We start from the raw sequence: 13,146 nt of genomic DNA, 5'->3' as shown, positions 1-13,146 counted from the left end.
ATTCGTGAAAGTTCAACAGATATTCGAATATTCCTGCACATTGGCATCTTGCTAGGTTGGGGTGCATGCCCGAGACCAAGCAGCGCGCCACCATCGAAGCGGTGCACGCCGCCCTGCGCGCCGACCTGATCACGGGGGTGCATCCGCCCGGGGAGCGCCTGAAATTCGCGCCGTTGTGCGAGCGTTACGGGGCGAGCGTGAGCGTGGTCCGGGAGGCGCTGACCCGACTGGAGCAGCAGGGGCTGGTCGAGTCCGAGCCGCGCATCGGCTTCCGGGTGCGGCAGGTGTCGGTCGAGGATCTGGACGACCTCACCGAGACGCGCATCGACGTGGAGACCCTGGCCCTGCGGCACGCGATCGAGCACGGTGACATCGACTGGGAGACGGCGCTAGTCGCAGCGCACCACCGTCTCGAGCGCACGGCCATGCTCAGCGACGACGACCCGCCACAGCTGCGCGACGACTGGGAGAGCGCCCACGTCGCCTTCCACGACGCGCTGCTCGCCGGCTGCACCCGCCGCTGGCTGCTCGGCATGGCGCGCACGCTGCGCGACGCGGGTGAGTTCTACCGGCGCCTGTCGCAGGTGCACGAGCCCGATCGCGATGTCGCCGGCGAGCACCGCGGGCTACTCGACGCAGCACTCGCCCGCGACGCCGACGAGGCAACCCGCTTGCTGCGCGAGCACTACGAGCGCACGGCCGCGATCGTGCGCGATGCCTTGGAGTAGACCTGCCGAAGGGCCGGGTGGCATGCCCACCCGGCCCCTCGTCATACCTTGTCGATCAGCGTCGGTCAGATCCCCGACGTGGTCTTGATCCAGCTGCGGCTCGGGGTGAGGTTGGCGTAGTTGGAGCTGGCGTTGATGTTGGCGCCCGGGTCGGCGGTGTCGCCGGTGGAGCAGACGCCGACGATCAGGCCGTTGATGACGAGCGGGCCACCGGAGTCACCGTGGTTGGACGCGCCGTCGACGCCCTTGACGTGAATCGCGCTGCCGCCGTAGGCATCCGTGCTCGAGCCGAGCACGTTGACGGTGGCCTTGTACAGGCCCGAGCTTGGCTGGCTGTTCGCGCGCAGGCCGTAGCCGTAGATCGTGCCGGTGTCGCCCGGGACCGGGGTGTAGGAGTTGGCCATCTTGGCGTACGAAGCGAGAGTCTTAGCGGCGGACAGATGCACCAGCGCGACATCGCCATACGGCGAGCCGTAGACCCGGTCGGCCGCGATCGCCGGACCGCGGTTGGTCGTGCTGTTGCTGTAGTAGACGTCCATCCACTGCACTCCCGAGATGCAGTGCTTGGCCGTCAGCACCCACTGCGCGCCGATCGCCTCACCGGTGCAGCCGTAGGTGCCGGTGCCGTCGCTGAAGATCAACTGCACGTATGCCGGGTTGCTCGCCGTGGTGCCACCGACGATGTTGGGGTCCATCTTGCCGCTGGTCGACGCGTGGGCGGCGGGTGCGCCGAGCCCTGCCAGCGCTACGGCAGCGGTGACTGCTCCGAGCGATCGCATCGTCTTGCTCATGGTGTTCCTTCCTCGCACGAGTGCCGTGGGGTCCCGGCTTCTGACCGGGCGGCGAACTCACCCGATCACGCCGGGGGAGCGCGGCGCGCCCCCGATCGGCAGGTTTGACGAAAAGATGACCGACTTTTGGGCTGCCGCTAACGAGCCGACAAGCTCACCTTGACGAATGTCCGTATGCCGGACTTTCTGACCACCAGGTGGTCGTCACCCAGGGGGCCGGTCGCTATGGTGGGCGGGTGCGGACGGCATACCTGCTCCTCCTTGGCCGCCGCGGCGAGGCCTGATCATCGGCCTTCCTCGCCGCGGAGTTGTGTGATGCCAGGGCCGAGACCCTCCGAACATCCCGCAAAGGCGAGCAGATGATCCACCCGCAACAGTCGTCCGGTATGCCGACGGCGAAGTACGTCCCCTTCTCCGACCAGATCAAGGTCCACCTGCCCGATCGCACGTGGCCGGACCGGGTCATGACCCAGGCACCGCGCTGGTGCGCGGTCGACCTGCGCGACGGCAATCAGGCCCTCATCGACCCGATGAACGCCGAGCGCAAGATGCGCATGTTCCAGCTGCTGGTGCGGATGGGCTACAAGGAGATCGAGGTCGGCTTCCCGAGCGCCAGTCAGACCGATTTCGACTTCGTGCGCGAGCTCATCGAGGGCGGCCACATCCCCGACGACGTCACCATCCAGGTGCTGACGCAATGCCGCGACCACCTGATCGAGCGCACCTTCGATGCGATCCGCGGCGCCAAGACCGCGATCGTGCACTTCTACAACTCCACCTCGGTGCTGCAGCGCCGGGTGGTCTTCGGCCTGCCCGAGGACGGCATCGTCGACATCGCGTTGCAGGGCGCGCGCTTGTGCAAGAAGCTCGAGGAGACCGTCCCCGAGACGGACGTCTACTACGAATACTCGCCGGAGTCCTACACGGGCACCGAGCTGGAGTTCGCGGTGCGCATCTGCAACGAGGTCATCGACGTCATCGACCCGACGCCGGACCACAAGATGATCATCAACCTGCCCGCCACCGTCGAGATGGCGACGCCCAATGTGTATGCCGACTCGATCGAGTGGATGATCCGTCATCTGGAGCGCCGCGAGTCGGTGGTCGTGAGCCTGCACCCGCATAACGACCGCGGTGAGGGCGTCGCGGCTGCCGAGCTGGGCTATCTGGCCGGTGCGGACCGGATCGAGGGCTGCCTGTTCGGCAACGGCGAGCGCACCGGCAATGTGTGCCTGGTGACGCTCGGCATGAACCTGTTCAGCCAGGGCATCGACCCGCAGATCGACTTCTCCGACATGGACGAGATCCGGCGCACCGTCGAATACTGCAACCAGCTGCGCGTGCCCGAGCGCCACCCGTGGGGCGGCGACCTGGTCTACACCGCGTTCTCCGGCTCGCACCAGGACGCGATCAAGAAGGGCTTCGAGGACATGGACCGCCAGGTCGGCGAGTCCGGCAAACAACTCGACGAGCTGGTCTGGGGCGTGCCCTATCTGCCGATCGACCCGCACGACATCGGCCGCACCTACGAGGCGGTGGTGCGGGTCAACAGCCAGTCGGGCAAGGGCGGTTCGGCATACCTGCTGAAGAGCGAACACGGACTGGACCTGCCCAAGCGGCTGCAGATCGAGTTCAGCGGGGTCGTGCAGCGCCGCACCGACAGCCAGGGCGGCGAGGTCACACCGGCCGAGCTGTGGGCGCTGTTCCAGGACGAATATCTCTACGACCCGGCCGCCGCCGACCACTGGGGCCGGTTCGAGCCGGTGCGGTCCACGATCACCAGCGACAGCGAGGACGGGCGCGAGGTGCTCGACGCCGTGGTGCGCGTCGACGGCAAGGAGGTCGAGATCCACGGGCGCGGCAACGGCCCGATCGACGCCTTCCTCACCGCGATGTCCGGGATCGGGGTCGACGTCCGGGTGCTCGACTACGCCGAGCACGCGCTGTCCGCCGGTGGTGACGCGCGCGCCGCGGCCTATGTCGAGTGCGCGGTCGGCGAGCGGGTGCTGTGGGGTGTCGGCATGCACGAGTCGACGGTGAAGGCCTCGTTGCGCGCCATCCTGTCGGCGCTCAACCGGGCCGAGCGCGCCGGGACGGAGTAGCCGTTGCCGTAGCGGTGGTATGGCGATGCGCCGGCCGCTGTTGCAGGCGGTTCACTCGGGTGGTGAGCTGCGAGCTCAGTCGTCGTAGCTGCGGCGTGGGCGGCCGGGTCGGCCCGGCCGGTCGGGCCGCTCGGAGCGGCCGGCAGGCTCGGTCCGGACCGGGCGGCGCGGCGGGTCGTCGAAGTCGTCGTCCTCGTCCGTGTCGTCCTCGGCCCGGCTCACCGGGCGGCGCAGCGTCTCGGATTCGACACCGTAGAAGAGCAGGCCGAGGCCCGCGACGACGACGGCGATGACCGCGAGGGCGATCGCCCGCATCAGGTTGGGCTGCGTGGCGCCATTGCAGACGGCCTTGTTGAAGGTGCGGGTCTCGGGCGACAGGGCGCTGCCGCACGCGACATTGCCACCTTGGCCGGGGTACAGCACCGGCGCGAGCAGGTAGTAGACGGCGAGCACGAGGAGTGCGACGCCGATGATCGTGGTCAGCTTCGCCGGACCGGACGGGCGGCGCCGGGTGCGGGTCTCGAACTCCTCATCCATGCCGCGAATACTGACAGATCGAGGCGTCGCACGAGACGCGCTATTGCAAACCTTCGGTGAGGATTTCATCGAGCGCGGCGAGGACGGACTCGTCCCCGCTACGCCGCAGCGGGCGCGCGGTCGGGCGGTTCCACAACCACCGGTCCAGATCCTGCGCGTTGCCGGTGATCGTCGCTACGGGCTCCCCGGTCTCGACCGGGCGGAAGTTCGCATCGTCGACCGTGCCATGACCCGCGACCTCGCCACCCTCCCGGCCGAGCTGCAGCAGCCACCGCTGGTCGACATCGTCGGCGACCAGGGCGACGATGCGGCCGGCATCGGGGGTGAAGGTGAGCGCCCGGTGCTCGCGGCCGTACATCACCCGCACCACCTCCTCGACGCCGTCGGCGGCGAAGTCCGGGTCCAGATCGGTGACCGCCACGCCCGCGGTGAGCTCGGCGTCGATGCGGTGGATGGCCGCCTCGTGGGCCTGGCGGCGCAGCAGATAGCCGGCGACGTGCAGCGCCGGGTCCTGGGTCCACATCCACCGCGGCTCGTCCGCCGAAAGTGCCTCGAGGGCCGACCGCAGGTCGGCGTCGGCCTGGTCGAAGAAGGCCAGCAGCTCACCTCGATCCTGCGGCCGCGCCGGGTGCTCCAGCTCGTCGGGAGTGACATCGCGCGCAGCGATCTGACCCCAGAACCACTGGACCTCGGCGAGATGCCACAGCAGGTCGGTGGCATCCCAGTCGGGGCAGGTCGGCACGCGGGCACCCGGGTCGGCACCGGCGAGCACATCGCGAAAATGTGCCGACTCGGCCGCCAGGATGGGCGCGAAGGAGGGTGGCTGCGTCATACCGCGGACAGTAGAACCGGCCGCCGACAGCCGCACGCTATTTTCGGCGGTGGCAATCGACGACGAACTGAGGTGGACTGATGGGCGCGCTGTGGCACCCCTTCTCCGACATGGGTGCGATCGAGCGGGACGGCGAGTTCGTCCTGGTGCGAGGCGAGGGCACCCGGGTCTGGGACCGCGACGGCACGGAATATCTCGACGCGACCGCGGGCCTGTGGTTCGCCAATGTCGGTCACGGCCGCGCCGAGCTGGGGGAGGTCGCGGCCCGTCAGGCGAGCACGCTCGCGGCATACAGCACCTTCGGTGACTACGCCACCCAGCCGACCATCGACCTGGCCGAGCGGCTGGCCGGCATCGCGCCGGTGCCGGGTTCGAAGGTGTTCTTCACCTCCGGCGGCTCGGACTCGGTCGAGACCGCCGCCAAGATCGCCCGCCGCTACTGGGTGGAGAAGGGCGAGCCGACCCGCCGTTACATCATCGGGCGCGAGAAGGCCTATCACGGCATGCACTACGCCGGCACCGCGCTCGGCGGCCTCAAGGGCAACACCGAGGGGTATGGCGAGCTGGTCCACGACCAGGCCCATGTCGCCTGGGACGACCCCGAGTCGCTGCGCTCGACCATCGAGGGCCTGGGCGCGGAGAATGTCGCGGCGTTCTTCTGCGAGCCGGTGATGGGCGCCGGTGGTGTCTACCCGCCGCCGGCCGACTACCTCACTGCGGTGCGCAAGATCTGCACCGAGAACGAAGTGCTCTTCGTCGCCGACGAGGTCGTCACCGGATATGGCCGGATCGGCGGATCCTGGTTCGCCGCAACGCGATTCGGCCTCGAGCCGGACTTCGTCACCACCGCCAAGGGGCTGACCTCGGGGTACATCCCGATGGGCGCCGTGCTGGTCGCCCCGAAGGTCGCCGATGTGTTCTACGGCACCGACGCCGGGGTGTGGCTGCGCCATGGCTACACCTATTCCGGGCACGCCGTCGCCGCCGCGGTGGCGCTCGCCAATCTCGAGATTCTTGAGCGCGAGCAGCTCATCGACGAGGCTGCCCGGCTCGAGGGCACCTTGCACGAGAAACTGTCGCCGCTCGCCGCGCACGACAAGGTCGAGGAGGTGCGCAGTGGCACCGGCGCCGTGGCCGCGGTGCAGCTGAAGGATGCCTCGCTCGCCGCGCCCCTGGCCGTCCGCATGCGTGAACTTGGCGTCGCAACCCGCGCGGTGGGCGTGGGCGGCATACAGTATTCGCCGTCGTTCGTGATGACCGACGACGAGGTGGGTCAGCTCGCTGAGGTGACCGCGCGAGCGCTGGACCGCCTCTAGACGAGGGGAGAGCCCGATGACCGACCAGCCCCGACAGGGACCACCGATGCCCGGCCCGTATGGCGGTCCGCCGGCTCCGGGTCAGCCCGGCCCGTATGGCGCTCCGCCGGCTCCCGGTCAGCCCGGCCCGTATGGCGCTCCGCCGGCCGGCTGGCAGGGCGGCGGCGCAGGTCAGGGCTTCGTGCAGGTGACCTTGCAGGGCAATGCCTTCACCTCAGGCATCATCACCCCGAGCGTGCGGCTGGATGGTCGCCACGTGCCGGCTCGGTATGGCGAAAACACCTACCCCGTGCCGGCCGGGCGACACCAGGTCGATGTCGACATGCAGTGGATGCGGACCTACGGCCAGGCGCAACAGGTGATCGATGTCGCGCCCGGCCAGACCGTGCCGGTGTTCTATCGCGGCCCGTTGACGCAGTTCAGCAAGGGCAATATCGGTTTCGAGAAGCAGCCGGTGCCCGGCAAGGGCTGCGTGTGGGCGCTGCTCGCGGTCGTGGCGGTGCTCTTCGTTCTCATCATCATCGGCTCGGTCGCGTCGAACTGAGGGTCAGGTCAGCGGAGTGGCGAGGGCGTCATACAGGATCCGCGACACGCCGTTGATGGTGTCGAGCCCGTAGTAGAAGCCGCCGGGCGCGCGGGTGAGGATCGCGGCGTTGTAGTTGCGGCCGTTGCCGGAGATGTGGCCGATCGAATTCAGCCGGTAGCCGCCCGAGCGCGGACCCCAGCCGTTCTTGGTCCACCACGCATTGCTGCTCGGCAGTGGGGGCACGCTCACGCCCCATCGCTGCGACGAAACCACCTGTCGCATCAGCGATTTCAGGTATTCGCGGTTGGTGTAGGTGAGCACCGTCGTGCCGTACATCACGCCGTTGAGCAGCCGGATCTGGTCGCGCGCGTTCGTGGTGGAGTAGCCCCACCAGTCGTAGCCGCCGGCGTAGGTGCCGCCGTTGACGTAGGTGCTCGTCAGGCCGTAGAGCCCGGCGACGCGACGCACATTGGCCACCCCGGCCCAGGTGAGCAGGGAGTTCGCGGCGGTGTTGTCGCTGCGGGTGATCATCGCGTAGGCCTGTGACTTCTGGGTGGAGGTCATCGCGATACCGCGTTCTTGGCAGCGGCGCAGCACGGTGGCCAGGATCAGCACCTTGACGATGCTGAGCGTCTCGTTGCGCCAGCTGTCGTAGAAGCCCCAGTAGCTGTTGTTGCGGACGTCATGGATGGCGAGCGCGATATTGCCGCCGCGCTGACGTTGGTATGCCACGAGTCTCGCGGCAAGTTGCGACCTGGAGGTCGAGGCGGCGGCCGTCTCGGTGTCGAGAAGCGTCATGCTCAGCCCGAGTGTGCTGGCGCTTCCGACGAGTGCGAGACGCCGAGTGACGGTTCGACGGTGCATGACCGAGCACAGTAGCGCCGCTGAGTGCTCCCTGTGGAGACCTGGTGAGTATGCCGTGAACGGTGTCGCGCCGCTCAGCGCACCCCGCGCGGACGGAACTGGATGCTGATCCGTGGACCGACCGGACGAGCGGTCTTGGGTATGGCGTGCTCCCAGGTCCGCTGGCAGCTGCCGCCCATCACGATCAGATCGCCGTGGCCGAGGACCTGCCGGACGCTCTCGCCGCCGCCGGCGGGTCGCAGGTGCAGCGCACGGGGCGAGCCGATCGACACGATCGCGACCATGGTGTCCTGGGTGGATGCCCGGCCCTCCCGATCACCGTGCCAGGCCACCGAGTCACGCCCGTCGCGGTAGAGACACATCCCGGCTGTGCGGAACGGCTCGCCGAGCTCGTCGCGGTAGTAGTCGGACAGCGCCACTCGTGCCTGGGTCAGCACCGGGTCGGGCAGGCGCTCGCCCTCGTCGTAGAAGCGCAGTAGTCGTGGTGTCTCAATTTCCTTGTCCCACATGACTCTTCGCTCGCCGTGCCATTCGACGCCGGCCGGGCCGCCGAGGGTTAGTCGGCTGAAGAGTTCGTCGGCTCCGGTGAGCCACCCCGGCCGTAGATCGAGCCACGCGCCGCGGGTGAGGACGGTGCGCTGCACCGCGCCGGCGAGCGGGCGCAGGCCGACCTCGTCGACCTGGTCGAGCAGTGAGCCCTGGAGCGCGAACGTCATACCGCGATCTTAGACATATGTTCGAAGAATGTCATGAGGTTGAGACGGGCTGTCGCGGAGCGGCGGCTGGGCTGGTCGCCCCGGGTGAGCCAACGGGTGTCACCCCTTGGGGTGAAGTCGGGCGGCCGCGTCGAGCTCCAAACTCATCCCGTTCGCCACGGCACCGCGGGGCGGATCGCCGGGCTGAGGGAGTCCGGCGCGTGTTGGGGAGGCATCATGGCGGGCACACCGGCTGGTTGGTATCAGGACCCTCGCGTTGCAGGGCAGCTGCGTTACTGGGATGGACGGGCGTGGACTGCGCATACCGCTCCGCGACTCACTCCGCCGCCGACCATGAATCGTCCAGCAGCACAACAGGTTTCGGCTCCTCGCCACGCCGTGATGCCACCGGCCGCGGGCCCAACGACCTCGCCAGCCACCGCGCGCCCGGCGGGCCGGTCAGAGCGGCGTAGGTCCCGCTGGTGGATGGTGCCCGTCGTGGGCTTCGCCGGCCTGGTCGGGGTGGGCATGATCGGCAGCGCGATGGGAGGGGGCAACACCACGTCGTCACCGTCATCGACGACGTCGTCGACCTCCAGTGTGCAGGCGCTCGCGGCAACCGCCCCAGCGAGCACGAAGGCGGCCGCGCCCGCGAGGGGTGCGGCCAAGGCGGGCACGAAGCGGCAGACTCAGGCTGCCGCGCCGAAGGTCAAGGCCCCGGCGGCTGCGCCACGCCAGACCCAGGCGGCTGCGCCACGCCAGACCCAGGCGGCCGCGCCGAAGGCCCCCGCGCCTGCGCCGCGCGAGACGCAAGCGGCTCCACCGGCGGTCTTCTACCGCAACTGCGATGCGGTCCGGGCCGCGGGCAAGGCTCCGTTGCTGCGCGGCAGCGCGGGCTATCGGGCTGCACTCGATGCCGATGGTGACGGCGTGGCCTGCGAAGTGTCCGCCGCGGCACCGCCGCCGGTCGCTGCACCTGCACCCGACCCGAGCCCGTCGTCGACCTATGGCTTCGCGGACCCGGGCAGCGGCTCGGCCTACTACAAGAACTGCGCTGCGGTGCGAGCTGCCGGCAAGGCTCCGCTCTATCGCGGCGATCCCGGTTATCGCGCCGGGCTCGACCGGGACGGGGACGGCGTCGCCTGCGAGTAGGTGCAGCGCCCGGCGGAAGAGCGGCGGCAATAACCGCCGGATTCCTCTACTACGGGTGTTGTGGCTACGGGTGGAGGAGGGCTTGGGCGGCGGCGTAGCCGCCGAGGCCGCTCACCCCGCCGCCGCGACGCGAACCGGCGCCGGCGAGCAGGACCCCGTCATACGGCGTCGCCACACCCCAGCGTTGCGCGGGCGTGTCGAGCGGTTCGTCGTCGCTGGCCCACGGCCAGGCGAGCGGGGCGTGGAAGATATTGCCGCCGGGCATCGCCAGCGACGCCTGGAGGTCGCGGGTCGTGCGGGTCTCGATGCACGGTGCGCCGTCGCGACCGGTCATGATCACGTCGTCGATCGGCTCGGCGAGCACCGACGACAGGGAGTCGAGGACTCGTCGTTGCAGTTCGTCGCGCACGGACTCCGTTGTCCCGTCGAGCAATCGGTCCGGTGTCTGCAGCGTGAAGACGGTGAGCGTCTGCGCGCCGGACGCCCGCAACTCAGCCGACAGGATGCTCGGGTCGGTGAGCGAGTGACAGTAGATCTCGGCCGGCATCGGATCCGGTATGCCGCCCGCGGTCGCCCTCGCGTGCGCGCTCTCCAACTGGCTGTAGGTCTCGTTGATGTGGAAGGTGCCACCGAAAGCGGCGGCCGGGTCGACGTCCTCGCGCAGTCGGGGGAGTCGGGACAGCAGCAGGTTGACCTTCACCTGGGCGCCCTCGACCCGGTCGAAGCTCGCGTCCATCAGCTCATCGAGCACGGCCGGCGCGGCGGCCCAGAGGATGTCCCGGCAGTCGATCGTCGTGATGTCGTCGGCGGTCTGCACGGTGACCCGTCCGTCGTCGATGCCGGTCACGGTGGTGCCCGCGCGCAGGGTCGCGCCGGCCTGCCGGGCGACACGTTCGAGCTCGCCGGAGACCTGGCCCATGCCGCCGATCGGCACATCCCAGTCGCCGGTGCCGCCGCCGATCACGTGGTAGAGGAAGCAGATGTTCTGCCGCAGATCGGCCTCGTGCGGGCTCGCGAAGGTCGAGATGAGCCCGTCGGTCAGCACCAATCCGCGCACCAGATCGTCGGTGAAACTTGCCTCGATCACCTCGCCCAGCGGGCGGTCCACGAAGTCGTGGGTGAGGCCGGTATCGCCGACCAGCGCATCGATATCGCGGCGGCGCCGCAGCGGCTCGGTCACCGTCGGCCACAGAGCCTGCGCCAGCCGGTGGGTCCGCGCGTAGAAGTCCGGCCAGGCTCCGGCGTCTCCGGCGGCACCGACCCGCTCGAAGGATGCTCGGGTGGCAGCCGGGTCGCCGTTGTCGATCAGCAGTCCGCGGTCGGATCCCGGCAGCGGGGTGTATGACGAGTAGCGTCGCCGCGCGAGCCGAATGTCGAGACCCAGGTCGTCCACGATGCGCTGCGGCAGCAGGCTCACCAGATAGGAGTACCGGCTGAGGCGGGCGCCCATCCCTGGGAACGCCTCGGCGGAAACCGTTGCGCCACCGAGAGATTCGCTGCGTTCGAGCAAGAGCACGCGTCGTCCGGCCCGCGCGAGATAGGCGGCAGCGGTCAGGCCGTTGTGGCCGCCGCCGACGATGACGACGTCATACGGCTGGGTCATGGTGCTCCTTCGTGCGGGCTGGGTTGGGAGCGTAGTCGCGCCCTCACCGGGGAGGCGCACGGCTCCCGCCACCGGCGTCGGCGAGAATGGACGGGTTATGGCGACTTACCGCGACGTGGCGATTGTGCTGCGCACCCACAAGCTGGGTGAGACCGACCGCATCATCACGATGCTGGCGCGCGGGCGCGGCAAGGTGCGCGCGGTGGCCAAGGGGGTGCGGCGCACCAAGTCGCGGTTCGGGTCGCGGCTCGAACCGGGGATGCTCGTGGATCTGCAGTGCTACGAGGGGCGTTCGCTCGACACCGTCACCCAGGCCGAACTCATTGCGCCCTATGGCGATTTCATCGCGCGCGACTACGCCGCCTACACCGCATCCGCGGCGATGCTCGAGACCGCGGACCGGCTGGCCGAGGAGGGGCAGGCGGTCATCCAGCAGTTCAACCTGCTCGCGGGGGGTCTGGCCGCGTTGGCCGGGCAGGCGCACTCACCGGGGCTCATCCTGGACAGTTACCTGCTGCGGGCGGTGGCGATCGCCGGCTGGGCGCCGAGCTTCGAATCCTGCGCGGGGTGTGGTGCGCCCGGGCCGCATCGCGCGTTCAACCTGGCGAGCGGCGGCGCGGTGTGCTCGTCCTGTCGCACCCCCGGATCGGGCGCGCCCCGGCCGGAGACCTTCACCCTGCTGTCCGCGCTGCTCACCGCCGACTGGCCGGTGGCCGATGCGTCGGCGCCCGAAGTACGCCGCGAAGCGACCGGCCTGGTGGCCGCCTATGTGCAGTGGCATCTGGAGCGCGGCGTCCGCTCGCTGCGTCTCGTCGACCGATCGGAGACCGTATGACGCCCGTCCGCCCGCCTGCCGATCCGAGCGGGGCGCAACCACCCGTCATACCCAAAGAGCTTGTCCCACAACACATTGCGTTGGTGATGGACGGCAATGGGCGGTGGGCCAATCAGCGGGGGTTGCCGCGGACGAAGGGCCACGAGGCCGGTGAGGCACAGCTCATCGACGTCATCGCCGGAGCGATCGAGGCCGGGGTGCCGAACCTGTCGGCATACATGTTCTCCACCGAGAACTGGCGGCGCTCGCCGGACGAGGTGCGCTTCTTGATGGGCTTCAACCGCGACGTCATCCGCCGCCGGGTGGACCTGCTGAACTCCTGGGGAGTGCGGTGCCGGTGGTCGGGCCAGCAGCCGCGGTTGTGGCGGTCGGTGCTCAAGGAGTTGCGGCGGGCCGAGGAGATCACCCGTGACAACACGGTGATGACGCTGCAGATGTGCGTGAACTATGGCGGCCGGGCCGAGATCGCCCAGTCGGCACGCCGCATCGCCGAACTCGTCGAGGCGGGTCGGTTGAAGGCGTCCGCCATCGACGAACGCACCATCGGTCGCTATCTCACCTGGCCCGATATGCCGGACGTCGATCTGTTCGTCCGCTCGTCGGGGGAGCAGCGCACCAGCAACTTCCTGCTGTGGCAATCGGCGTATGCCGAAATGGTGTTCCTCGACACGCTCTGGCCGGATTTCACCCGCCGCGACCTGTGGCGGGCGATTCAGATCTATGCCGAGCGCGACCGACGCTTCGGCGGCGCGGTCGACAAATCCCGCTGACCTACCGGTCGAGCGCTCCGAGGGTCGCCGCTAGTCCGAACGGTCCCCCTTGGGCGCTGTCGTGTCAGGGGTTGCGGCTGGTGGTGGGCCGGTGGTGCTGACGGTGTCGGGGTGGCGACCGCGGTGTCAGGGGTTGCGGCCGGTGGTGGGCCGGTGGCGCTGACGGTGTCGGGGTGGCGACCGCGGTGTCAGGGGTTGCGGCCGGTGGTGGGCCGGTGGCGCTGACGGTGTCGGGGTGGCGACCGCGGTGTCAGGGGTTGCGGCCGGTTGAACCGCCCCGGGTTCAGTGGAGGCTGAGTTTTCCCGCCGAGGGGTTTTCGGCAGGGTGTTGCGGGTGAGCGTAGTGCAGGGATTCGTATTCGGCGGGGGGTCGGTCGTTGCACCAGGAGTGCAGT

The 13,146-nt window shown here is 69.3% G+C and carries 13 protein-coding genes and 1 pseudogene; 8 read left to right on the top strand and 6 right to left on the bottom strand.

Going from position 1 to position 13,146, the window contains the following annotated elements:
- The first annotated feature begins 65 nt into the window (after window positions 1-65).
- Window positions 66-728: a GntR family transcriptional regulator gene (locus G9U51_RS00075; RefSeq protein ID WP_166191414.1), complete on the top strand. Its 663-nt coding sequence runs from the start codon at window positions 66-68 to the stop codon at window positions 726-728.
- A 65-nt stretch (window positions 729-793) separates the two neighbouring features.
- Here the strand turns inward: G9U51_RS00075 and G9U51_RS00070 are convergent, their stop codons facing one another.
- Window positions 794-1,519, bottom strand: a complete 726-nt coding sequence (locus G9U51_RS00070) for a S1 family peptidase (protein ID WP_166191411.1) — start codon at window positions 1,517-1,519, stop codon at window positions 794-796.
- Between the two features lie 359 nt (window positions 1,520-1,878).
- Between G9U51_RS00070 and leuA the strand changes: the two genes are divergently transcribed.
- Window positions 1,879-3,621 (top strand): 2-isopropylmalate synthase, encoded by a 1,743-nt coding sequence (leuA, locus tag G9U51_RS00065; RefSeq protein WP_166191408.1) that lies wholly within the window; start codon window positions 1,879-1,881, stop codon window positions 3,619-3,621.
- Window positions 3,622-3,696: 75 nt separating this feature from the next.
- Here leuA and G9U51_RS00060 read toward each other — a convergent pair whose 3' ends face one another.
- Together G9U51_RS00060 and G9U51_RS00055 are read right to left on the bottom strand one after the other, a co-directional pair.
- Window positions 3,697-4,158, bottom strand: coding sequence for a hypothetical protein (locus tag G9U51_RS00060; protein ID WP_166191405.1), 462 nt, complete (start codon window positions 4,156-4,158; stop codon window positions 3,697-3,699).
- Between the two features lie 40 nt (window positions 4,159-4,198).
- Window positions 4,199-4,990 carry a maleylpyruvate isomerase family mycothiol-dependent enzyme gene (locus tag G9U51_RS00055; protein WP_166191402.1) on the bottom strand — a complete coding sequence of 264 codons (792 nt, stop codon included), beginning with the start codon at window positions 4,988-4,990 and terminating at the stop codon, window positions 4,199-4,201.
- Between the two features lie 80 nt (window positions 4,991-5,070).
- On the opposite strand from G9U51_RS00055, the gene G9U51_RS00050 reads away from it, so the two are divergent.
- Together G9U51_RS00050 and G9U51_RS00045 are read left to right on the top strand one after the other, a co-directional pair.
- Complete coding sequence (locus tag G9U51_RS00050; protein ID WP_166191399.1) at window positions 5,071-6,306, top strand: aminotransferase family protein; 1,236 nt, start codon at window positions 5,071-5,073, stop codon at window positions 6,304-6,306.
- A gap of 16 nt (window positions 6,307-6,322) precedes the next feature.
- The gene (locus G9U51_RS00045; protein ID WP_166191378.1) at window positions 6,323-6,850 is read left to right on the top strand and encodes a hypothetical protein; all 528 of its coding nucleotides are present in this window, start codon (window positions 6,323-6,325) and stop codon (window positions 6,848-6,850) included.
- A 3-nt stretch (window positions 6,851-6,853) separates the two neighbouring features.
- Here the strand turns inward: G9U51_RS00045 and G9U51_RS00040 are convergent, their stop codons facing one another.
- Both G9U51_RS00040 and G9U51_RS00035 read right to left on the bottom strand, forming a co-directional pair.
- On the bottom strand, window positions 6,854-7,630 hold the full coding sequence (locus tag G9U51_RS00040; protein ID WP_166191396.1) for a serine hydrolase: 777 nt from the start codon (window positions 7,628-7,630) through the stop codon (window positions 6,854-6,856).
- 140 nt (window positions 7,631-7,770) lie between these two features.
- The gene (locus G9U51_RS00035; protein ID WP_166191393.1) at window positions 7,771-8,412 is read right to left on the bottom strand and encodes an alpha-ketoglutarate-dependent dioxygenase AlkB; all 642 of its coding nucleotides are present in this window, start codon (window positions 8,410-8,412) and stop codon (window positions 7,771-7,773) included.
- Between the two features lie 33 nt (window positions 8,413-8,445).
- On the opposite strand from G9U51_RS00035, the pseudogene G9U51_RS17950 reads away from it, so the two are divergent.
- Window positions 8,446-8,730, top strand: a pseudogene (locus tag G9U51_RS17950) (DUF2510 domain-containing protein); the annotation flags it as partial.
- A 147-nt stretch (window positions 8,731-8,877) separates the two neighbouring features.
- Complete coding sequence (locus tag G9U51_RS17010) at window positions 8,878-9,543, top strand: excalibur calcium-binding domain-containing protein (protein WP_235945258.1); 666 nt, start codon at window positions 8,878-8,880, stop codon at window positions 9,541-9,543.
- A 64-nt stretch (window positions 9,544-9,607) separates the two neighbouring features.
- On the opposite strand, the gene G9U51_RS00015 is transcribed toward G9U51_RS17010, so the two are convergent.
- Window positions 9,608-11,146, bottom strand: a complete 1,539-nt coding sequence (locus G9U51_RS00015) for a phytoene desaturase family protein (protein ID WP_166191390.1) — start codon at window positions 11,144-11,146, stop codon at window positions 9,608-9,610.
- A 97-nt stretch (window positions 11,147-11,243) separates the two neighbouring features.
- Here G9U51_RS00015 and recO point away from each other — a divergent pair, with 97 nt between their 5' ends.
- Both recO and G9U51_RS00005 read left to right on the top strand, forming a co-directional pair.
- Window positions 11,244-11,981, top strand: coding sequence for a DNA repair protein RecO (recO, locus tag G9U51_RS00010; RefSeq protein WP_166191387.1), 738 nt, complete (start codon window positions 11,244-11,246; stop codon window positions 11,979-11,981).
- Window positions 11,978-12,751 (top strand): isoprenyl transferase, encoded by a 774-nt coding sequence (locus G9U51_RS00005; protein ID WP_166191384.1) that lies wholly within the window; start codon window positions 11,978-11,980, stop codon window positions 12,749-12,751. The genes recO and G9U51_RS00005 overlap by 4 nt, the downstream gene beginning before the upstream one ends.
- Window positions 12,752-13,146: the final 395 nt, after the last annotated feature.

The organism is Metallococcus carri (assembly GCF_011440275.1).
GTDB classification, from domain to species: domain Bacteria; phylum Actinomycetota; class Actinomycetes; order Actinomycetales; family Dermatophilaceae; genus Metallococcus; species Metallococcus carri.
The sequence above is the reverse complement of the archived record's forward strand: the minus strand, read 5'-3'. Positions and strand labels throughout refer to the sequence as shown.

What these genes read in the sequence shown, in the direction of transcription:
- G9U51_RS00075 (WP_166191414.1), top strand. Translation starts at nt 66, where the DNA reads ATGCCCGAGACCAAGCAGCGCGCCACCATCGAAGCGGTGCACGCCGCC.
- G9U51_RS00070 (WP_166191411.1), bottom strand. Translation starts at nt 1,519, where the DNA reads ATGAGCAAGACGATGCGATCGCTCGGAGCAGTCACCGCTGCCGTAGCG.
- leuA (WP_166191408.1), top strand. Translation starts at nt 1,879, where the DNA reads ATGATCCACCCGCAACAGTCGTCCGGTATGCCGACGGCGAAGTACGTC.
- G9U51_RS00060 (WP_166191405.1), bottom strand. Translation starts at nt 4,158, where the DNA reads ATGGATGAGGAGTTCGAGACCCGCACCCGGCGCCGCCCGTCCGGTCCG.
- G9U51_RS00055 (WP_166191402.1), bottom strand. Translation starts at nt 4,990, where the DNA reads ATGACGCAGCCACCCTCCTTCGCGCCCATCCTGGCGGCCGAGTCGGCA.
- G9U51_RS00050 (WP_166191399.1), top strand. Translation starts at nt 5,071, where the DNA reads ATGGGCGCGCTGTGGCACCCCTTCTCCGACATGGGTGCGATCGAGCGG.
- G9U51_RS00045 (WP_166191378.1), top strand. Translation starts at nt 6,323, where the DNA reads ATGACCGACCAGCCCCGACAGGGACCACCGATGCCCGGCCCGTATGGC.
- G9U51_RS00040 (WP_166191396.1), bottom strand. Translation starts at nt 7,630, where the DNA reads ATGACGCTTCTCGACACCGAGACGGCCGCCGCCTCGACCTCCAGGTCG.
- G9U51_RS00035 (WP_166191393.1), bottom strand. Translation starts at nt 8,412, where the DNA reads ATGACGTTCGCGCTCCAGGGCTCACTGCTCGACCAGGTCGACGAGGTC.
- G9U51_RS17010 (WP_235945258.1), top strand. Translation starts at nt 8,878, where the DNA reads ATGGTGCCCGTCGTGGGCTTCGCCGGCCTGGTCGGGGTGGGCATGATC.
- G9U51_RS00015 (WP_166191390.1), bottom strand. Translation starts at nt 11,146, where the DNA reads ATGACCCAGCCGTATGACGTCGTCATCGTCGGCGGCGGCCACAACGGC.
- recO (WP_166191387.1), top strand. Translation starts at nt 11,244, where the DNA reads ATGGCGACTTACCGCGACGTGGCGATTGTGCTGCGCACCCACAAGCTG.
- G9U51_RS00005 (WP_166191384.1), top strand. Translation starts at nt 11,978, where the DNA reads ATGACGCCCGTCCGCCCGCCTGCCGATCCGAGCGGGGCGCAACCACCC.